The sequence below is a fragment of the Corynebacterium dentalis genome, from assembly GCF_900232865.1.
Classification (GTDB): domain Bacteria; phylum Actinomycetota; class Actinomycetes; order Mycobacteriales; family Mycobacteriaceae; genus Corynebacterium; species Corynebacterium dentalis.
Genome location: NZ_OCTS01000004.1, coordinates 271,019 through 292,312, shown reverse-complemented (window position 1 = coordinate 292,312; position 21,294 = coordinate 271,019). Strand labels below are relative to the sequence as shown.

The following is a 21,294-nucleotide window of genomic DNA, read 5'->3' as shown; positions in this document are numbered from 1 at the left end:
CTACCCAGCCTTGAGGTGTTTACCAAATCGGCTGGTCAAAAGGCTATTCGCTGCGCTTGCTCACGGTGATGCGCAGCCCGCCCACAAGCTTCGCAGACAGGTTGTACACCACTGCCAAAACGGGCGCCAGCAAGCTGAAAATGATCACTTCAATGATGCCCACCGTCAACACGATGCCGAAGTACTCTGCGCTGCCAAACGATCCCATACCCGTGAGATCCCCGAGAAGAGAATTCAGGTTGTCCCACACGCCTGCGATCCCCAACAACGCGTAGATCACGGCGGATGCCACCAGTACGATCACCAACAGGCACACGTTCACCGACGCGCCCAGTTTCAGCGCGCTGAGCGGGTTGATATATGCAAGGGTGCGCTCCTCCGGGTCTGTGACTCGAGCTGACTCCCGCAAGGTCTCCATCACACCGGGCTTCTTAGTTGGGACACCAGGTTTCTCGGCTGAGACATCTGCCTTGGCCGCCACAGTCTCCTGACTGTTCATTACAGGCAACTTTTTCTCGCCGGCAGAGGCGGCAGCGGCACTACTCGAAGTCTCCTTCGAACTCTTCGCAGCCTTCGGAGCGGCAGCCTTCTTTGGGTTGGCACCAGCTTCCGGCTTCGCAGCCTTCACTTCCTTCGCCCCAGCTTCCTTAGAGACCTCTCCATCCTTGTACGGGTTAGAGCTTTCCTTATCTTTGCCGTCCGGACCGGGGCTGTGGAAAGTCATGGGCTACTTCTCCTTCTCCTGCGCCTTTGCTTCAGCGTGTTCCTCAACTTCTTCTTCGATGTTGCGGTCCACAGCCAGCAGTTCCACATCCTTGCCCAGATCAACCAGGCGCACGCCCATCGTTGCTCGAGAGGTGCTTCGGATCTGTCTGACTTCGGTGCGAATCACTCCACCCGCAGACGTCATGGCCAGGATCTCGTCATCGTTAGAGACACACAATGCGCCGATGAGCTTGCCGCGCTTTGGATCGTACTTAAACGTCACTACGCCCAGGCCACCACGGCCCTTAGCTGGGTATTCATCCATTGGCGTGCGCTTGCCGTAACCACCGGAAGTAGCCACGAACAACTGGGATCCTTCGCGAACAACAGTCAGCGCCAACAGTTGATCCTCGCTGCGGAAACGCATGCCCTTCACACCGGCGGTGGCGCGGCCCATTGGGCGCAGCGTTTCGTCATCGGCAGTAAAGCGCATGGCCTGTCCCTCTTCAGAGACCAGCAGGAGGTCGTCCTCGTCAGTGCACAGCTGGGCACCAACCAGGCGGTCGTCCTCGTTCAGGTTGATGGCGATCAAACCGCCGGAGCGTGGGGAATCGTAATCCGTCAGACGGGACTTCTTCACACGTCCGTGTGCAGTTGCCAGCACCAGGTACGGAGCGTCTTCGTAGCTCTGAATCTGGATGACCTGAGCGATCTGCTCGCCCGGCTGGAACTCCAGCAGGTTCGCTACGTGTTGACCGCGCGCAGTACGCGATGCTTCTGGCAATTCGAAGGCACGCAAGCGGTAAACGCGACCAAAGTTGGTGAAGAACAGCACCGTGTCATGCGTGGAACAGACGAAAAAGTGGCGCACCACATCGTCTTGTTTCAGCTCTGCACCGCGCACACCCTTGCCACCACGGCGCTGGCTGCGGTAGCTATCCACCTTGGTGCGCTTGGCATAACCCGTGGAGGTAATGGTGATCACCACGTTCTCGCGTGCGATCAGATCTTCCTCAGATACCTCGCCAGCTGCAGCGATGATCTGCGTGCGCCGCTCATCGCCGTACTTGTCCACAATCTCCTTGAGCTCATCGTGAACTATGGTGCGCTGGCGCTCCTCGGAGGCCAAGATGTCCTTCAAATCCGCGATGGTCTCTTCGATTTCTTGCAGCTCATCCATGATCTTCTGGCGCTCAAGAGCGGCCAGACGGCGCAACTGCATGGCCAGGATGGCATCGGCTTGAATCTCATCGATATCCAACAGATCCATCAGGCCTTCGCGTGCCACATCGACGGTCGCGGACCGACGAATCAGGGCGATGACCTCGTCCAACATGTCCAGTGCCTTGACCAAGCCGCGCAAGATGTGGGCGCGTTTTTCAGCCTCGTCCAAACGGTACTGGGTACGGCGAACGATAACGTCGATCTGGTGATCCACGTACAGGCGGATCATCTGATCCAAGCGCAGGGTGCGAGGCACGCCATCGACGATGGAGAGCATGTTCACGCCGAAGCTGGTCTGCAGCTGGGAGTGCTTGTACAGATTGTTCAGCACCACGCGAGGGATCGCATCGCGCTTGAGCGTAACCACGATGCGCATGCCGACGCGGTCGGAGGACTCATCGTCGATCTTCGAGATGCCTGCGAGCTTGCCGTCGCGCACCTGCTCCGCAATGTTGTAGACCAAGTTATCCGGATTGACCTGGTACGGAAGCTCCGTGATGACGATGGTCTGGCGGCTGCCTTCTTCCTCGATGCTGGTCACACCGCGCATACGGACGGAACCACGGCCGGTGCGGTAGGCATCATCGATGCCTTTATCGCCAACAATCAGACCAGCGGTTGGGAAATCCGGACCCTTGACGCGAGCCATGCAGGCTTCGAGAGCCTCGGCCTCTTCTGCATCGTGGTTGTCCAGCATCCAGTAGATGGCCTCGGCCAACTCGTTCAAGTTGTGCGGAGGAATGTTGGTAGCCATACCCACAGCGATACCGCCGGAGCCGTTCATCAACAGGTTGGGAACGCGGGACGGCAGAACTGTTGGCTCCTGAGTCTTGCCATCGTAATTTGGCTGGAAGACGACGGTATTTTCGCGAATATCGCGCACCATCTCCATCGCCAGTGGGGTCATCCGGCACTCGGTGTAACGCATGGCCGCAGCGCCATCGCTACCGCGGGAACCGAAGTTACCCTGGCCGTCAACCATCGGGTATCGCATCGACCACGGCTGCGCCATGCGGACCAGCGTGTCGTAAATCGCCGAGTCGCCGTGCGGGTGGAAGTTACCCATCGTGTCCGCAACCGGCTTCGCGGACTTCACATAGCTGCGCTCGGGGCGGTAGCCGTTGTCGTACATCGCGTAAAGGATGCGGCGGTGTACGGGCTTCAGTCCGTCACGCACCTCAGGAAGGGCGCGGCCGACAATGACGCTCATGGCGTAATCAATGTAGCTGGACTGCATCTCTTCTTGGAGATCAATTGGCTCGATCTTGTCGAAGAGGGAATCTCCGCCGTTAGTATCGTCGCTCACGTGAGAGCGTTCCTTTCTACTTGGGACAGACCGACCAATTCTAGCACGTAATAGTGCTCTTCCCGGTTAATGGCTCCTCTTAAATCTCCCATGTCAGAGCGGGTTTTGGGCCTATCGTTTTGCATCCTTCATGGAACCGGTAACCCCGCCTGCCGGATCGGTGACCACGCACTGGATGCGACGGTCAGATTCCTGATCCCAGCTCTCCTGAGTGGGGTGAATAAATTGGCCTTCTAATTTGGAATCGGATCCGGGGATTCCCACGAATGGACCAAACTCCTGCGCGCAGTATGTCTTAGCTTCTTTCGCTGCAGCCTCAGTGCCGGGGAAGGTTCCGTCCGCCATATCTTTCTGCGCATAGATCTCCGCATTGTGTGGCTTATCGCAATCAATGCGGTTCAGATCTTTAACCTCGCCGGAGGGCGCGTCCCCTAGCATCAGGCAGTCGCCCAAGCTGACATCAAACACGCTTTCGGACTGTGCCTGTTCGCTTTCCGAATCATCCGAGCTACCAGAACTCTCGGTGGAATTTGCCGCAGAACTGTCCCCAGCGCTGGACTCCCCCGAGACCCCACTGGTGGAACCAGATGCTGCTGACTGGGCTGGATTGGCGGAATCTCCAGAATTGGAGCAGGCTACCAAGCCGAACAGGCTCGTTGCTGCCACTACCGCCACTGCTTTACGCAGAAGTTGAGAATTCATGTGCCAATCATCGCACAGAAATTTTGGCCTCATCCACAAATTCTTCCAGCTTGTCCACCACAATGTGGGGTTGCCGCGCCCACCGATTGTGGCCTAGGCCGCCCTCCAGCTCCACCACAGAAGTGTTCGCACACGGCATCAAGTCCACAAGATTTTGCGCGGATTGCCGCGGGCAATCGTCATCGTTGGTGAACCGAGTCAGCATCACATTACTGTCTACCTGCGCCAACGCATCCATGTAATTACGGTCCTGACCACGCAGTTTGCGCAGTGTGTTGGTACGACCGAACCGGAACCACTCCCACGTGTGTGCTCGAGCTTGGCGCCCGTAACCCGCGATGTCCAGCTTGCCGCCAGGCCAGTAGCCAATCAGCAAGCTGCCGATACCCATCACCGGAGCACCAAACAGCAACCGACGCTTCGAATCACCACTAAAACTCTTGTAGTACGGAGTTCCCGCGCCCACACCGATCATGCCCTGCACGTTCAGCATTTCTGCCTCCGGCCGCGCCAAGAACAGCGAGGCGATCTGCCCACCCATCGAGTGGCACAGCAGCAGCGTCGGGTGATCCTCTGCTAGGCCTAGCTCCTTCTTCGCCGCCCGCACGGTGGTCGGGTAGTCCTGAGAGGCCAGGTCGTGGTATCCCCATGTCTTTTTTCTCGACGCCACCGCGGTCGACGATCCCTGACCCCGCAACTCACCCGTGGCCGTGGGATAGCCACGCGCGGCCAGCTCCAAGGCGATCGGATCGTAGTACCGCGCGCCCATGCCGAAGCCCGGCCAGATGACAATTAACGGCTTGTGAGGAGAAGCCGAAGTCTCAGAGTTGGCGTCGAACAAACGAACCGAACTCGTGGACCCATCGGGCATACGAATGTCCTTGGTGCGGACGTCCTTCGCGGCAGACTTGGAAGTAGACACGGCAGGCTTAGACGTCCAGGAAGCGGACGTCGCGGGCGTTCTGGGTGATGAAGCTGCGGCGAGCAACCACGTCATCGCCCATGAGGATGCTGAACAGCTCGTCGGCTGCCGCGGCATCTTCCAAGGTCACGCGGCGCAAAGTACGGGTGGTGGGATCCATCGTGGTTTCCCACAGCTCCTTGGCGTTCATCTCGCCCAGACCCTTGTAGCGCTGAATGCCGTCATCCTTGTTGATCTTGCGGCCGGCGGCCAGACCCTCTTCCAGCTGCGCATCGCGCTCGCGGTCGGAGAACGCGAATCCGGGCTCACCCTTGCCCCACTTCAGCTTGTACAGAGGTGGCTGAGCCAGGTAGACGTATCCCTGCTCCACCAGTGGACGCATGAAGCGGAAGAGCAGCGTGAGCAGCAGCGTTGCGATGTGCTGGCCGTCCACATCGGCATCGGCCATCAGCACGATCTTGTGATAGCGCAACTTGGCGATATCGAACTCTTCGTGAATGCCGGTGCCCAGTGCCGTAATAATGGCCTGGACCTCGTTGTTCTTCAGCACCTTGTCCATGCGAGCCTTTTCCACATTCAGGATCTTGCCACGCAGGGGCAAAATGGCCTGGTACATGGAATCGCGGCCGGACTTCGCAGAACCGCCTGCGGAGTCACCCTCCACGATGTAGAGCTCAGAGAGCTTCGGATCCTTGGAGCGGCAATCGGCAAGCTTGCCAGGCAGTCCACCCATATCGGAAGCAGACTTGCGGCGAACCAGATCGCGGGCCTTGCGAGCAGCATCGCGAGCCTGTGCAGAAGCCACGGCCTTATTGATGATGGCCTTGGCCTCAGCAGGGTTGGCATCCAGCCAATCCGTCAGGTGCTCGTTGACGGCCTTTTGCACAAAGCCCTTGATCTCGGTGTTGCCGAGCTTGGTCTTGGTCTGACCCTCGAACTGAGGATCACCCACGCGCACGGAAACCACGGCAGCCAGACCTTCGCGGACGTCATCGCCGGTCAGGTTGGACTCTTTTTCCTTGAGCAACTTGTGATCACGTGCGTAGCGGTTCATCAAGGAAGTCAGCGCGGCGCGGAAGCCTTCCTCGTGCGTGCCACCTTCAAAGGTGTTGATGGTGTTCGCGAAGGTGTGCACGGACTGGGAGTAGCCGTTGTTCCACTGCATGGCCACCTCCACCTCGTGATCCTTGCCCTTGGCTTCAAAGGAGATCACGCTGGGGTGGACTGGGGTGCGCTTGCGGTTGATGTGGTCTACATAGTCCTTGAGACCTTCTGGGTAATGGAAGGTGCGGGTGCGTGGGCCCTTTTTCTTGGCCTCTTCCGCCTTCTTCTCTTCCGCAGACTTTGGTGCTTCAGCATCCTCGGTGGCCTCGGCCAGCTCGTCCTTCTCCGGCTCAGCCTGGGGACGCTCATCGGTCAGGACGATGGTCAATCCCTTGTTCAGGAATGCCATCTCCTGCAGACGCTTTGCCACGGTGTCGAAGTTAAAATCCGTGGTTTCGAAGATCTCTGCATCTGGCCAGAAACGCTGCTTGGTGCCGGTGCCACGGGCCTTCTTCACCTGCTCCAACTCAGCGGGAACAGCGTATTCGAAGTTCTGGCGCCACAGGTAACCGTCGCGCTTGATCTCCGTTTCCATGCGCGTGGACAGCGCGTTCACCACGGAAATACCCACACCGTGCAGACCACCGGAGACCGCATAGGAATCGGAATCGAACTTGCCGCCGGCGTGCAGCTGGGTCATAACCACCTGGACGGTTGGCGCACCCGTGGGGTGCATCTCCACGGGAATACCACGGCCATCATCGGTGACTTCCACGCCACCGTCAGCCAGCAAGGTCACGCCCACGGTGGTGGCGTATCCTGCCATGGCCTCATCCACGGAGTTGTCCACAACTTCCCACACCAGGTGGTGGAGGCCGCGCTCACCGGTGGAACCGATGTACATGCCGGGGCGCTTACGGACAGCTTCCAATCCCTCGAGGATGGTGATGGAATCCGCGCCGTAATTGTTCTTTACGGCTAGCTGAGCCGCGGAGGACTCTGCTGCGTTGGATTCAGCTGCATTTGATTCTGCCACGGTGGGTCAAGCTCCTTAAACAGTGGACATTAACCTCACCATCCTAGCTTGTTAGCACCCCAAATTCACGTAGCGATACAGCTTCTGTGGATATCTCATCCATAATCATCGCGTGGCCCTCGACCTTGAACTTTGTAGCGACCCTTGCGTTTCGGACCCAGATCTGGCCCACGAATCTCCAAATCTCGAACAATATCCTCACCTGCTAGCCGCTCGATCGCCTGCAGAATCTGCGGCTTCATAAATCGCAGGTTGCTGGCCCACGGCGTGGAATCGCACTCGATAGACAGTTCGCGCTTGCGCTTATCAAAAGCCACCGGCCGCGTCTTATCCGCCACCGTGGGACCCACGATTTCTTCCCAGTTATTCATCACCGATCCCACGGCAAAGTCTTCTGCCCAGCCAAAACGCCCGATGGTGGGTTTGATCAGATCGTGCAAAGACTTCGGGTTTCGGTAGCTGCGGTCCGCTCGCCCGTCGAGTCCAGTGGGTCGCTTAAACACGCGCGATCCACGTCCTCGTGTGTCGCTCATTCTTTTTTTCGATGCCACCCTGGGCAAAGCCGCTCCCGGTTTTCCTCCCGCTTTTCTCAATCCTTCGAGAGCCTGGGCGATAGGGTCCAGGTTGTGATCCGCGTTGTTTTCCGCGGAGTTCTCAGGCCGCTCAGCAGAACGAAAGTCATCCTGTTCACTCATCGTCTACACCTGCCTTGAGAGTCAATTCCGAGATACGGCCGTCGGGCGTATCTCGCGCTAAGACAGACACTATCGTGGCATCTTGCTTCAGCGCTTGCGGGATATCGTGCTCCACCGCGGCCGTGATGAGTACTTGCTCGGCATCGGAGATCAGGGAGACAAGAGCTTGGCGTCGGGAAGAATCGAGCTCCGCAAACACATCATCGAGGATGACTACGGGCTCAGTGCCATCGCCACGCTGCATGAAAAAAGCGCCTAGACGCAGGGACAATGCAACGGACCAGGACTCCCCGTGGGAGGCGAAACCCTTGGCCGGTTGCGTGCCGAGCATCAAAATCACGTCATCGCGGTGCGGGCCCAATAAGGTCGTGCCGCGATCAATTTCTTGCGAACGCTTGTCTGCGAACGCATGCAGAAGGGTTGCCTCGGCGACCTCCGGAGTGAGCAAAGCGGTGGGCTCTGCCGGCACCGACTGACCCAGATGAACACCCACTTCAGCCAGCGGGCCATCGATGGTGGAGGTGTAAGACACGTGCGCCGGACGCGACCCGGGGGCCAGGCGCTGATAGGTCTGCGCCAGGTGCGGAGCCAGATCATGGACGATCTGAATGCGGGCGGACATGATCTGCCCACCCAGCGCCGCCAACTGAGCATCCCACACATCGAGGGTGGTCAGGGCCGCTTCTTCCTCCTCTGAACGCGTGCCACCCAGCGCTGAACGCATCGCGTGCGACCGCAGCAGAGCATTGCGCTGCTTGAGGGCCTTGTCATAATCCGCCTTAACGGCGCCCAGCCGCGGATAGCGGGCGATCATGATGGTGTCGAGGAATTGGCGTCGCTGCTCCGGCTCACCGCGCACGAGCGCGAGGTCCTCTGGTGAAAACAGCGTGGTGCGCACGATGCCCAACAGCTCGCGGGTGGTGGCCAAGGTGGTGCGATTGATGTGCGCCTTATTGGCTCCGTGGCCACGCAACGTCATGCGCGCCGTGAGTTCGCGCCTTCCGTTGACGGCCGTGGCACTAATCATGGACGCGGTGGCATTTTCCCGCACGAGCGCGGAATCGCTGTTGACCCGGTGCGAGCTCAAATGGGCCAGGTAGCCCAACGCCTCCACGATGTTGGTTTTCCCGTGCCCATTGGGGCCGGAAAACACGGTTACACCTGGAGAAAGCTCCAGATCGAGGGACTTCCATGAGCGGAAGTCTTCGAGGTGTAGCGCGCGAACATACATGGTGCTTTCTTGAAAGGCCGTGTTGGCTTAGCCCGGCAAGCGCACGGGCATCAGCAGGTAAATGAATTCCGTGGATGGGGTGGGGAAGTTTCCCTCGGCATCTGCTTCCGGCAGCTCAGCTGGCTCCGGGATCAGGATGGCGGGGCGGGAAGGCATCGTGAAGCCGAAAACGACGCGCTGGGAGCCAATCGCTGCCAAACCGTCCTTGAGGTAACCGGGGTTGAAGGCGATGGTCAATGGTTCACCAGTGAACGCACACTGCAACTGCTCAGTTGCCTTACCCACTTCGCTGCCGCCGGCCGATAGCGTCACGCTACCTTCAGAAAATTCCATCTGGATCTGCGCGTTGCGGTCCGCCACCAAGGAAACGCGACGGATGGCATCCTGCAGAGGATCAATCTCCACGCTGGCCAGCGCAGTGTGATTCTGTGGCAACAGGGGACGGAACTTGGGGAATTCTGCATCCAGCAAACGAGTGGTCATGTGACGCTCGTTCATTTCGATGCCCAGCAAGCCCTCCTTGCCGATGTTTTCTCCGGATCCCACGGAAATGGCGATGTCCTGGTTGTTGTGTGGATCCAGCGAGCGTGCGGCGTCCGCCAACGTACGCGCAGGAACCAACAACGTTGCCTTCGACGAAGAATCAGATGGATTCCACGAGAATTGGCGCACTGCCAAACGGAAACGATCCGTGGCGGCCAGAACCACATTCGATCCATCAATTTCTACGTGCACACCAGTGAGCATGGGCAGGGTGTCATCGCGTCCTGCGGCCACGGCCACCTGAGAGATGGCTTGAGAAAACAGGTGCGGATCAATCGTGCCGGTGTTTTCTGGAAGCTTCGGCAGAACGGGGTAGTCCTCGATGGTCATTGGACGCAGCTCGAAGCGGGAGGACCCGGTGGATAGCGTAACCGTGGAATCCTCATAACGCATGGTGATGGGCTTATTTGGCAATGATCCCACGATGTCGGAGACCAACTTGCCGGCCACCAAGATGCTGCCTGGCTCATCGACTTCCGCGTTGATGTGCACGCGAGTGGAGACCTCGCGGTCGAAGCCGGAGAGGTGAAGTCCGTCATCGTCGGCTTCAATCATTACGCCACGCAGAATTGGCTGGGTGGGCTTGGAAGGCAAAGAGCGAGCAACCCAGGCGAGTGCTGAAGAGAAGTCGTCCTTCGGCACTGTGAAACTCACGGTGTGTTGTTCCATTGCTGTCTTTCGTCTTCCTTGTCGTGGAGTCCAGGGTGGGCACGTTTAACGTCTCCCAGATTAACTCACATCCCCAAGTTGCTTCTCTTTTCCCTTTAGATAGGGATTTAGAAGTAGTAATAGGGGCTGTGTGAACTGTGGGATAGTGCCTGTTTGGGCACGTCGTGGCCACTTTTTAGTTGTTGAAACTGTGGGGATGAAACTGTGGATAACTTCCGCAGGCTGTGGAGAAAAATCTGCGTGGGGCAGTTATACACATCTTGTTCACCATTTCTCCCGTGTTTAACCATGGGTTATCCCCAAGTTCGAATCAAAATCTCAAGCCTGTCAGCAGCGGTGCGGGGTCACCCGTAATGACATTCTTGTAATTACACATGTGGAAAACACTGTGGAATTGTGGATAACTTCTATCTGTAGTGGTCGAGCGGGCGCACTTTATCCACAGAACTTTCCACTTGTCCCCAGGAATCTGTGGATAACTGTGGACAAGTGCACTCCCCAACCCCCTGCGGGGCTGAGATTCTCTTAATTCCTTGCGCGAGCCTTGATTCTTTGCGTGAGCTCTTGGACCTGATTGAAGGTCTTGTGATCCTCTTGGATCTTGTCGTGGATTCGTCGTTCGGAGTACATCACCGTTGTGTGATCTCGGCCGCCGAAGGCCTGCCCCAGCTTGGGCAGAGATAGATCCGTGAGTTCGCGTCCCAGGTACATGGCGATTTGCCGGGCATTGGCCACCTGACGTGCGCGGCCTTTACCCACGATCTCGTCCGGAGTCAGAGAGAAAAACTCGCTGACAATCTCAATGATCAGTTCCGGGGTGATCTCAATATCCCCGTCACCAGGCATGATGTGCCGCAGCGCCGCCTCGGCCGCCTGCATAGATAGCGGTTCCTTGCCGAGGTTGCAGTATGCCACCACGCGAATCAGCGCACCTTCGAGCTCACGGATGGACTTTTCATAGCGCGAGGCAATCAGTTCCTTGACGTCCTGCGGCAACTCCACCGTGGATTTCGTGGACAGAATCGCCATGCGCGTTTCCAGATCAGGCGATTGCACGTCCGTGATCAGCCCTGATTCGAAGCGCGTGCGCAGCCTATCCTCCAGCGTGGTCAGCTGCCGCGGCGGCCTATCGGAGCTCAGCACAATTTGCTTACCGGTTTGGTACAGAGCGTTGAAGGTGTGGAAAAACTCCTCCTGCGTGGACTCTTTGCCCTGCAGGAACTGAGCATCGTCCACAATCAGCAGGTCCAAGTTGCGGTAGCGCCGCTTGAAATCGTCGCGCGCACCGGTGGAAATCGAGTTGATGAAGTCATTGGTCAACTCTTCACTGGAGACGTACTTGATCCGCATGTTGGGACGCAGTTCGCGTGCGTAGTGTCCGATCGCATGCAGCAGGTGGGTCTTGCCGAGTCCCGATTCACCCCAGATGAGCAGCGGGTTGTAGGAATTTCCGGGGTATTCTGCCACGGCGCGGCACGCCGCATAGGCCAGCTGGTTCGAGGAACCAGTCACGAAATTCTCGAACGTGTAGCTGGGGTTCAGGAACACTTCGTCTTCGTTGCCGGGACCAGCCGGGGTGGGTTGGGCAGGCTTGCTGTGCGCAGGTGGTTGTACGTCGTTTTCTTTTCTCGACGCCAACCTCTCCCCCTTCGAGCCCTGTCTACTCCCCTGAGTAGGCGCTGCCTGGGCTGGATTAGGGGGCTGGAATCCACGATCGTGTTCCCGAAGCCCTGGGCTGACCATCTTTCCCCAGGATTCTGGAGTGGGCGACGGCTCTTCGTTGATGTGCTCGGTAGAGGCTTGGTAGCTGCGAGCGTGCTCCTCGGCTAATTGCGCGCGGGATACCTGGCCGGCGGAATCCTGGGGAGTTCCCGCTTCTGATCTCGGTACGGAATTAGCCGAAGTGGTTGTTTTAGAAGAAGGTTCTGTAGGTTCGATGATGTTGATGGACAGCTGAATGTCTTGGCCTAACTTCTTGCTGAAGACATCGCAGATTTTGGCGTTGAGTTTGGTCTCTACTTCCTCGCGGACCAGCCGGGACGTGGTCTTCAAAATCATGTAGTGACCAGCTAAAACTTCCGGCTCAATTTGATCGAGTAGTGCCCCTTGCCTTTGGGTAATCGCAGGAAATTGCGGTTGCTGTGGGTCATCGGAGATCCATTGAGGAATGACAGCGTTCCATAGGTCTGGAAACGGCATAGAAGCGGAGGCGTTGGGGTCAGTCATTGGGTCAGTGTGTCGCGATCTGTCAGTGGTGGGTCGTCTGGGTTCGTGATTGGGGGGTATTGGCAGGCTGGCAAGTGCCTGTCAGCTCGCAGTGAAACGTCACCTGAAGTTCATGAACTTATACTCAAGTTCTTCACTGCTTGTTCCACAGCCAAACATGTCCGTTTAACTGGTATTCCACAGAGTTGTGCACAGCTATGGATAACTTTCAGTTCAGAGTTATCCCCAATGTAGTCGATGCTTGTGGATAACTCTACTTGTTTGGGGAAAATCGCGTGACCTGCATAAACATACCCTAAACTCTCACTTTAAACTTCGGGGGTGTGGGTGTTGTCCACAGCTAGACGATATGGCATTTATCCCGCAAACAGTTTGTGGACAAAGAATCGGCGCATCGTTTCCACAAGCTAATCCCGAGGTCATATGTGCGCTCGTTTTGTTTTGACTGTTCTGACCGCGTATCCTTGGTGAGGTCTGCGGCATCACACACGGTGTAGCGGGTAAGAAGTGAGCTTCACGCTTTACCCCCGTTATCCCAACAGATGCCATATAAGCCGCAATATCTAGTTCTTCGCGGCACAACCGTCCACAATCCGTGGGCGCAAAGGTGAACACCTTGAGGCAGATGCGGGTTCCAACGGAAGCCGCCTGGCTCACTCGTCTGAAGTAAATGAATACTCAGGTTGAAGGTCACCGGTGCGTACTCGGGTTACTAGTAATGAAGGAGTGAAGTACCGTGGCTAAGGGCAAGCGTACTTTCCAGCCGAACAACCGTCGTCGCGCACGCGTGCACGGCTTCCGCACCCGCATGAATACCCGTGCAGGTCGTGCAATCGTGTCCGCACGTCGTCGCAAGGGTCGCAAGTCTCTGACCGCGTAAAATTCGCGTTCACTGCTCGATCTTGTGAAAGCTCGGCTCTCCCCTCGAAGTGGGAGCCGGGCTTTTCTTTCATTTATTCCCTTTAAGAAAAGGTCTTGACCGCCGTGCTTCCTGCTCCTCACCGCTTGCGATCGTCCGCAGCCTTTGCGCGCACGATTAAGCGCGGTCGCAAAAAGGGTAGTCGCACGGTGGTGGTCTACGTCCTGGAACCCTCGATCCCTAAGAAGCTGGGGAAGGTCTCTAATCCTCGTATTGATTCCTGGGGCGGTCCGCAGATGGGACTCGTGGTTTCCAAGGCCGTAGGTAACTCAGTGGTACGCCACAATACTGCGAGAAAGATCAGGGCCGCGTTTAGCTCTATCTTGGATGACAGAAGTGGCGTCGACATCGAATCACACCACACGATCGTCATCCGAGCGCTTTCCAACAGCGCCACCGCAACCACCGAGGAGGTAGAAAAGGATGTGCGCAGCTGCCTCAGACGAATCGCCAAGCAACGAGCCGATTCCCAATGAGTCACCGGCAGAACGTGTGGAGCCCACTGAAACCCGAGCTCTGTGGGCGCGCCGAGCAATCTTGGGTTACCAGGAATACCTTTCAGGTCTTAAAATGGGGCCTACGTGTCGTTTTGATCCGACGTGCAGCAACTATGCCTTGACGGCGTTTTCCAGACATGGGGCGCTCAAGGGGTTGGTTCTGACTCTTGGACGATTGGCTCGATGCGGTCCGTGGCACCCCGGCGGATGGGATCCCGTTCCACCGTCACGCCGCAACTGACGTATCGAACTGTGGACGTGATGATCCGAGTTTCGCTCTTGGATACATATGCGTGCCGCTGAGGACGACCAAGTTTTTTGCCCATCAGTTTTCCCAGAACTCTGACATAGGAGAACCCTTCAGACGTGCTGAACTTTATCTATTACCCCATCTCGGCGGTGTTGTGGTTCTGGCACAAGGCATTTAGCCTCGTGCTCGACCCGGCTTCCGGCATCACCTGGGGGCTGGCCATCATCTTCCTTGTGTTCACCATCCGCATTTTGCTGGTCAAGCCCATGGCCAACCAGCTTCGGTCCACTCGCAAGATGGCTGAGTTCCAACCTAAGATGCAGGAGCTGCAGCGCAAGTACAAGAATGACCAGCAAACGCTGGCTCTGGAAATGCGCAAGTTGCAGAAGGATATGGGATTCAACCCCCTCGCATCCTGCTTGCCGATGCTTGTGCAAATCCCAATCTTCATTGGTCTGTTCCATGTTTTGCGCTCGTTCAACCGCACGGGCGGCGCTTTCGGTGAGCTTGGCATGACTGTTGAAGAGACGCGAAACACCCCTAACTACATCTTTGGTGTGGACGATGTGCAGAGTTTCCTGGATGCTCGTCTGTTCGGTAGCCCGTTGTCCGCTTACATTTCGATGGATCCGGGTAATTACGATGCGTTCTCCCCGTTGGGTGTAGCGGCGGACTTCACGCGCAACAACATTATCTTCGTGGTGGTTCCGCTGATGCTGGCTTCGGCCGTCATGATGCACTTCAGCGCGCGCATGTCTATGGATCGCCAGAAGAAGCGTCAGGCTGCGAACCCTAAGAAGCCTGCCGATGATCAGAAGGCTCAGCAGATGCAGATGCAGATGGATCTGATGCAGCGCATGATGTTGTGGGTTATGCCCGTTATGTACCTGATGGGTGGCTTCCTGTGGCAGACTGGTCTTGCTCTCTACATGTTTACTAACAACTTGTGGACCTTGGTCCAGCAGCGTTTGCTGTTCGCCAAGATGGACCGCGAGGAAGAAGAAGAGAAGGAAGCTAAGGCGGCGCTGAAGCGGACGTCTGCGCCAAAGGTTGGCGCGCGCCCAGATATTCCGAAGAAGGGTAAGAAGGGCAACAGGTAGTTCGTGAATCGTCCGGCCTGAAGATGTGTTTTCTTTCGGAGCTTTAGGACAATTGGAGCCTCGAGGAGTCAACATCCCGTGTGGGGTGTTGGCTCCCTTTTTTGTGCGTGCGCTGGGGGGCTAGAATGTTTCACGTGGAACTTCACAATGAGAACTCTGCTCCCCTGTCCCCCGCAAACGCCTCCGAATTGTTCGGCCCGCGTTTGGATATGGCCAACCTCTACGCTGAGTGGCTTGCTGGCGCGGGTATCGAGCGAGGCCTGATTGGTCCCCGTGAGGTGAGTCGCTTGTGGGATCGCCACATCCTCAATTCTGCAGTTTTGGAAGAGGTCATTCCCGAAGGTGCCCGTGTTGTTGATGTGGGGTCTGGCGCTGGGCTTCCCGGATTACCTTTGGCGATCGCCCGACCGGACTTGGAGATCCAGCTCCTGGAGCCGCTGTTGCGACGCACGACGTTTTTGAATGAGGTTGTGGCGGCCCTTGAGCTGCCGAATGTCGAAGTAGTTCGCGGCCGCGCTGAGGAGCGAGAATCAGTGGTTGCAGTAGGAGGAGCGGACATCGTTACCTCGCGAGCTGTTGCGCCTCTTGGCAAGCTCACACGGTGGTCTTTGCCACTTGTTCGTAAGGGGGGCAGCATGCGCGCTCTGAAGGGGGACTCTGTTGCCGAAGAGCTAACTCGCGACGCTGTGGAGATTAGGAAGGCCGGCGGAGATGCGGGCCGGGTGGAAACGGTTGGAGATGCCGTTTTGGGAGAACCGACGCACGTCGTGATCATCTCGCGAGTTAAGTAGTATTTGCTGGGTTTTATGGGGTCGGCCCCTTTGTGCTTTTTATAAAGAACAGTCGCGTTGTTGCTGTCTCCCTCGCCCACTAGTGTTGAGTCATCGACACATCGTTGTCATCGGTAGCGGTTTGTGAATCGTCAGGTTCCGATGTTTCACGTGAAACTTCGCATTGAAAAGGTGCGTAGAGACTAGAGGAAGTTCATGACCAGTATGGATTGGGATTCCACACCTATTGATGTGGCTGCTCGGCAAGCAGCTCGGCTGAGTAATACCGCAAACCTGCACTTGGATCGCCCAGAGCGTTGTCGATCCTTCACCATCGCCAATCAGAAGGGAGGCGTGGGTAAGACTACCTCTACAGTGAACCTTGCGTGGGCTCTCGCCATGCACGGTTTAAAGGTGTTGGTGGTAGACCTCGATCCTCAGGGCAACGCTTCCACGGCTCTCGATGCTGATCATCACGTGGGCACTCCGTCGTCCTACGAAGTGCTGATCGGCGAAGCAACACCTTCTGAGGTCATGCAGCAAAGCGGAGAAAACCCTAATCTTTACTGCATCCCTGCGACTATTGATTTGGCTGGAGCGGAGATTGAACTGGTCTCTCTGGTGCGTCGCGAATACCGGCTATCAGATGCCTTAGGAGAGTCCTTCATGCAAGAGCATGGATTCGACTATGTGTTTATTGACTGTCCTCCCTCCCTTGGCCTGCTCACGATTAACGCCATGAATGCGGTGCAAGAGGTTCTTATCCCTATACAGTGCGAGTACTACGCCCTTGAGGGCGTGGGACAGCTGTTAAACAACATCACGATGATTCGGGAGAGCCTCAACCCCTCTCTCCATATTTCTGCGGTATTGCTTACGATGTATGACGCTCGTACCAAGCTCTCGCAGCAGGTTGCTGACGAAGTACGTAACCACTTTGGCTCGGTTGTTCTTAACAATCACATCCCGCGTAGTGTTAAGGTTTCAGAAGCACCGGGATACAGTCAGACCGTGATTCAATACGACGGTGGATCGACCGGAGCACGGGCGTATTTTGACGCTGCTGTAGAGCTAGCCGAACGTGGTGACTATTCACCCACTTCTGAAACTGCTCCAATTGGTATTGCTCCGGATCTCCACTAAGGATTACCCTGACTATGGCTACGAACAATAATGGGAAACGTCAATCATCTAAGTCAGAGATTGATGACGGTGCCCCTAACAAGGCGCACAAGTCTGGGATGCCTTCCGTTAGCGCAGTATCGAACGCGCGAAGGGGTGGTCTCGGACGAGGTCTCGGCGCCCTAATTCCTACGGGCAATGCTCGTCCCTCTCTGGGCAATGGGGCGGCGGATGTAATTCTAGGAACCCACTCCCCTTCCGGTCGTTCGGCTCATTCGGCCGAAACTTCACCTGCCTCGGGATCAACCGCAGCAGCGACGAAGGGTCACAGTGACGAAACGATTGTGAGTGCCGGCCAAGGTTCAGACACGAAGGTTGTACCCAAAAACTTCCCGAATGAGGATTCCACCAAGGGATCTCAGACTGGCGTCGCAGCTTCCGCGGATGATTCAGGTGTGAAGAGGAACGGAGCCCAGGCCAATAGTCTTGACGATCAGTCAACTAGGTCTTCTGATGCCAACGAGGTGACAACAGACACGAATTTCGGAGCTACCTACCGAGAGATCTCTCTGGGTGATATCCGTACTAACGCCAAGCAGCCTCGGTCAGTGTTTGACGAAGAGGCACTGCAAGAGCTCGAACATTCCATTCGAGAATTTGGCTTAATGCAACCGATTGTTGTCCGCGAGGCACCGGATGCGGATACTCACTATGAACTGATCATGGGTGAAAGGCGGCTTCGGGCGTCACAGCGTGCTGGTCTTCAGGTTATCCCTGCGATCGTGCGCGAGACGGATGACGAAGAAATGCTTCGTGACGCCTTGCTGGAGAATATCCATCGTGTGCAGTTGAACCCACTCGAAGAAGCGTCGGCCTACCAGCAGCTCTTGGAGGAATTCGGAGTCACTCAAGCCGAGCTCGGACGTCGCATCGGACGCTCTCGCCCAAGAATTACCAACATGATTCGACTACTGCAGTTGCCGGTAGGAGTTCAACGACGAGTAGCTGCAGGTGTACTCAGTAGCGGACACGCTCGAGCACTGCTTTCAGTCCGTGCGGGTGCTGACGCCCAAGATAGGCTCGCTAATCGCATTATTGCTGAAGGTATGTCGGTACGCGCGACAGAGGAAGCGGTTGTTCTCCTGAACCGTCAGGCTGGAGATGACACTTCAAAGAAGAAGGGTCAGGGAAGTAAGCCACCGCTCCCCTCCCACGTGAATCACTGGGTGGATGACATTTCAGATGCGTTGGAAACCAAAGTGTCTGTACAAATGGGCAAGAAGAAGGGCAAGATCGTCGTTGAGTTCGGCGGCCCAGAGGACTTCGATCGCATCGTGGAGATGTTGAAGTTCGAATCTGACTAATTTTGGTTCTAGTACCCTTGCCTTGATGGACAGGCCGGATGTTTCACGTGAAACATCCGGCCTTTTTGTGAACGAGGTTGGGTCAATGTGTCGGCTATTGCTGACTCGGTATAGAGGTCTTTTGGTGAAGGCTCACCCCGTTTCTATGCACAGCTCGGTTGGTTTCACGTGAAACATCCTCTTCGGGCGGGGCGGGTGTTCGCTGAAAAAGAAGCGATGTTTCACGTGAAACGCCTCGACTGCTAAATAGAGAAGATCCACGGGCCAAAGCAGAAGTTTCACGTGAAACGCCCAGGGACCGCGAACGGAATCGCTGGGACCGCTCAAAAAGAATCCGATGTGCGATGGGAAGCAGCACACAAAAGGGGATATTCAGAAAGCTCAGACAGGAAACCGCCATGCCCATAGGATGGGATGAGAATCAATGAACAAACAAAGAAAGAGCCCAGAGGAGGTGAAATGAAAATAGAGATAGCGCCAGTCAACGGCTCTGCGTTCGGGCAGCTGGAAAAGGCAGCGGGATCGACCACGTGTTGGGAGCTCGAGTGGGAGGACAACCACCGGCCGCGCCAATGCGAGGATGGAGCCTTCGATAAACAGTTGTGGATCCAACGCGTGCTCATGGAATGGGGAACGTGCGGGTTTACCGCGCTGGTAAGCACGGGGGAAAGCGACGCGAAGTCAATACCTGCAGCAACTGTATTCTTTGCCCCGGCTGGCTACTTTCCTGGTTATGCGGTGATGCCGTCTGGACCTATCTCCCCGGACGCTGTAGTCATGTCGCACGTCTATGTCACGGCAGCATATATGGGACTGTATCTCGAACATCAAATTATCGAGGCCGTAGTAGCCGAGGCGCGGAAGCGGGGTATCAAGGCAATAGAGACCTTCGCTAGAGCAGAGGATGAAGAGGATCTAATCGAAAAAGCGCTGCAGCTAGATATCGACGGATACCTTCGCGCACACGATAAGAAGAACCCGGTAGAGGGAGCAGTCCGAGCTACGCAGCCACTAGAAAATCAGCAGTACTTCTTTGATGAGGCCTATGGGGGTTGGCACGAACTCGTGTTGAATGATCACTCCGAGCAGCGGATGGATCATCTCAGCGTCTCCCCCGTTATCTCTGAGGACATTGTCCGCGATCAGGGATTTACTCTGATTCAGAAGCACGCGAAATACCCTCGATACCGGTATGACATCGGAGAAGCCGCATCAATGTTTGCTGTGGGAGTCAACGAAGACAAGCAAGCACTAGGAGCTGCAGTCAGCCCCTGGCCAACAGTCATCGGCGGTAAAAAGAACTATCCGGCGCACGCGAAGAGCCTATCCGCAGCACTGAGGAAATAGCTCAAAGGTGAAGCGGAGCAAATTTAGCCACGAAGTTCGCGAGCCAACAGCTCGTCGAAAGTAAACTGCCCTGTGGAGTGAACGTCATTGTCCAACAGGTAGAGGCGCTTCACGGCCACCACAATGGCCTCAGCGATCGTGTCACGCATGGAAGGGTCAGTCAGTACCGCCACGTCTTGGCCATTGGTGAGATAGCCAGGAACTACCTGCACCGTGGGCATCGTGGTCAGGCGAAGAATATCCCACGTCTTGCGGTGGTTGTAGCAATTCTGCAAAGGGGTGCGGGCGGCAATTTCTCTCTGGATGAAGCCAGAGAGCTTCTCTCCGATCATGGAGGAGTATGCGTGCATAGAGCCGTAGAAGTAGCTCGCCGCGCCGTTTGCTTTGTCATTGGGATAGATATCGCACTTCAGCGAGATCATTACGTCAGCACCAAAAGCATTAGCCATAGAAGCGCGGTCAGACTGGGAGGGATTAGCTGAGCGCGGGCGGGAAAGAATGGTCTCCATGCCGGCGGCAATCATGCGGCCTTCGATGCGCCCTGCCAGATCCCACAGAATGTCTTCCTCAGAGATTTGCCCGTGCTTGCCCTGGACCGATACGCCCTTTTCCGAACCGCCAAGGCCCGGATCGATGACCACACGCTTGCCGGACAGCTGTGGGCCCGCGGCGCGAATCTGCTCCTTTTCCCGGATGGATTGCGGTGAACCGCCGGTAATCCGGCGTCCAAGGTAGGACAGAGCACGCAGTGTGCTCGGCCCCACTAGTCCATCGGCCTGGAGAGCGTAATCCGTTTGGTAGGCGACCACTGCCTTGTGGGTCTGAGGGCCGAAGTGTCCGTCCACTCGGTTGGTGTAAAAACCGAGGTCATGAAGCTGAGCCTGAAGTTCGCTGACGTCATCCCCCACAAGCTGATTGTTCTGCAGGGATAGAATGCGTGCGCCCAGCTTGTAGGAGGCCTCGCGCAGGGCGCGGAGTGTGCCGGAAGTAATAGCACCGTCAGCGACGATTCCGCGATCTTGCTGGAAAGCGCGCAGCGCGTTGGCGAGGTCCTCGTCAAAGAATTCATCTTCGTGGGCCCATTGTTGGGTTTTGCTACCGGTGGTATCGCCCTCGAAATCCTCGACGAGGCCAAGTCGCGCCAAGGTGCCACGAACCTCAGCGACGCGCGGGCTGCGGTCGCCTACTCGGAGCAAGAACTTATTCACTGGTCAAAAAACCTACTTCAATAATCTTAATAACGTGGTGGTTTATGCCAGGCTCTCGAGCTTGGCCTTGAGCGTGTCCTTGGACTGCACACCAACAAACTCGGCAACCTTTTCCCCGTCCTTGTAGACGAGGAGAGCCGGAATCGACATGATCTGGAACATTGCCCCCAAAGCGCGCTCTTCGTCCACGTTGACCTTGGCGATAACCGCCTTGCCATCCAGTTCCTCCGCGAGTTCTTCGAGAGCCGGGTTCATGCGATGGCATGGTTGGCACCACTCAGCCCAGAAATCCACCAGAACAGGGAGTTTGGAATCAGTGACGGTCGACTTGAAAGTGGCCTGAGTAACCTTTTGGATCTGAGCCATCGGGTGGGCCTCCTAGTTGTGACGAAAAAAGCGTGCACGCTTGAAGCA

General features: G+C 56.6%; 19 protein-coding genes. 8 read left to right on the top strand and 11 right to left on the bottom strand.

All coding sequences use genetic code 11. The features are described from left to right. Window positions 1–43: 43 nt before the first annotated feature. From CS919_RS05875 to dnaA, 9 genes are all read right to left on the bottom strand, one after another. Entirely contained in the window at window positions 44–724 is a 681-nt protein-coding gene (locus tag CS919_RS05875; protein WP_099298551.1) for a DUF3566 domain-containing protein, read from the bottom strand. A gap of 3 nt (window positions 725–727) precedes the next feature. Next, window positions 728–3,235, bottom strand: a complete 2,508-nt coding sequence (gyrA, locus tag CS919_RS05870) for a DNA gyrase subunit A (RefSeq protein ID WP_099298550.1) — start codon at window positions 3,233–3,235, stop codon at window positions 728–730. 111 nt (window positions 3,236–3,346) lie between these two features. Beyond that, a complete protein-coding gene (locus tag CS919_RS05865) occupies window positions 3,347–3,937 on the bottom strand; it encodes a septum formation family protein (RefSeq protein WP_159460958.1) in 591 nt (196 codons plus the stop codon). A gap of 7 nt (window positions 3,938–3,944) precedes the next feature. Continuing rightward, entirely contained in the window at window positions 3,945–4,859 is a 915-nt protein-coding gene (locus CS919_RS05860; protein WP_234990838.1) for an alpha/beta fold hydrolase, read from the bottom strand. A gap of 7 nt (window positions 4,860–4,866) precedes the next feature. Beyond that, window positions 4,867–6,939, bottom strand: coding sequence for a DNA topoisomerase (ATP-hydrolyzing) subunit B (gene gyrB, locus CS919_RS05855; RefSeq protein ID WP_099298548.1), 2,073 nt, complete (start codon window positions 6,937–6,939; stop codon window positions 4,867–4,869). A 95-nt stretch (window positions 6,940–7,034) separates the two neighbouring features. Then, complete coding sequence (locus CS919_RS05850) at window positions 7,035–7,634, bottom strand: DciA family protein (RefSeq protein ID WP_099298547.1); 600 nt, start codon at window positions 7,632–7,634, stop codon at window positions 7,035–7,037. Then, window positions 7,627–8,865, bottom strand: coding sequence for a DNA replication/repair protein RecF (gene recF / locus CS919_RS05845; RefSeq protein ID WP_099298546.1), 1,239 nt, complete (start codon window positions 8,863–8,865; stop codon window positions 7,627–7,629). The genes CS919_RS05850 and recF overlap by 8 nt, the downstream gene beginning before the upstream one ends. 27 nt (window positions 8,866–8,892) lie before the next feature. Beyond that, window positions 8,893–10,077 (bottom strand): DNA polymerase III subunit beta, encoded by a 1,185-nt coding sequence (gene dnaN, locus CS919_RS05840; RefSeq protein WP_099298545.1) that lies wholly within the window; start codon window positions 10,075–10,077, stop codon window positions 8,893–8,895. Between the two features lie 525 nt (window positions 10,078–10,602). Beyond that, entirely contained in the window at window positions 10,603–12,303 is a 1,701-nt protein-coding gene (gene dnaA, locus CS919_RS05835; RefSeq protein WP_099298544.1) for a chromosomal replication initiator protein DnaA, read from the bottom strand. A gap of 736 nt (window positions 12,304–13,039) precedes the next feature. On the opposite strand from dnaA, the gene rpmH reads away from it, so the two are divergent. The 8 genes from rpmH (at window position 13,040) to CS919_RS05795 (ending at window position 19,672) form a co-directional block, all read left to right on the top strand. Beyond that, a complete protein-coding gene (gene rpmH / locus CS919_RS05830; protein ID WP_099298543.1) occupies window positions 13,040–13,183 on the top strand; it encodes a 50S ribosomal protein L34 in 144 nt (47 codons plus the stop codon). A 104-nt stretch (window positions 13,184–13,287) separates the two neighbouring features. Further along, window positions 13,288–13,698, top strand: coding sequence for a ribonuclease P protein component (rnpA, locus tag CS919_RS05825; protein ID WP_099298590.1), 411 nt, complete (start codon window positions 13,288–13,290; stop codon window positions 13,696–13,698). A gap of 40 nt (window positions 13,699–13,738) precedes the next feature. Next, complete coding sequence (gene yidD / locus CS919_RS10850) at window positions 13,739–13,960, top strand: membrane protein insertion efficiency factor YidD (protein ID WP_255510490.1); 222 nt, start codon at window positions 13,739–13,741, stop codon at window positions 13,958–13,960. A gap of 125 nt (window positions 13,961–14,085) precedes the next feature. Beyond that, window positions 14,086–15,069 (top strand): membrane protein insertase YidC, encoded by a 984-nt coding sequence (gene yidC / locus CS919_RS05815; protein ID WP_194187479.1) that lies wholly within the window; start codon window positions 14,086–14,088, stop codon window positions 15,067–15,069. A gap of 209 nt (window positions 15,070–15,278) precedes the next feature. After that, the gene (gene rsmG / locus CS919_RS05810) at window positions 15,279–15,860 is read left to right on the top strand and encodes a 16S rRNA (guanine(527)-N(7))-methyltransferase RsmG (protein WP_228073636.1); all 582 of its coding nucleotides are present in this window, start codon (window positions 15,279–15,281) and stop codon (window positions 15,858–15,860) included. A gap of 195 nt (window positions 15,861–16,055) precedes the next feature. Further along, complete coding sequence (locus CS919_RS05805; protein ID WP_099298540.1) at window positions 16,056–16,982, top strand: ParA family protein; 927 nt, start codon at window positions 16,056–16,058, stop codon at window positions 16,980–16,982. A gap of 98 nt (window positions 16,983–17,080) precedes the next feature. Then, on the top strand, window positions 17,081–18,325 hold the full coding sequence (locus CS919_RS05800) for a ParB/RepB/Spo0J family partition protein (protein ID WP_099298588.1): 1,245 nt from the start codon (window positions 17,081–17,083) through the stop codon (window positions 18,323–18,325). Window positions 18,326–18,784: 459 nt separating this feature from the next. After that, on the top strand, window positions 18,785–19,672 hold the full coding sequence (locus CS919_RS05795; protein ID WP_099298539.1) for a hypothetical protein: 888 nt from the start codon (window positions 18,785–18,787) through the stop codon (window positions 19,670–19,672). A gap of 23 nt (window positions 19,673–19,695) precedes the next feature. On the opposite strand, the gene CS919_RS05790 is transcribed toward CS919_RS05795, so the two are convergent. Continuing rightward, window positions 19,696–20,880, bottom strand: a complete 1,185-nt coding sequence (locus CS919_RS05790; protein ID WP_099298538.1) for an N-acetylmuramoyl-L-alanine amidase — start codon at window positions 20,878–20,880, stop codon at window positions 19,696–19,698. A 42-nt stretch (window positions 20,881–20,922) separates the two neighbouring features. Beyond that, window positions 20,923–21,246, bottom strand: coding sequence for a thioredoxin (trxA, locus tag CS919_RS05785; RefSeq protein ID WP_099298537.1), 324 nt, complete (start codon window positions 21,244–21,246; stop codon window positions 20,923–20,925). Window positions 21,247–21,294 lie beyond the last annotated feature (48 nt).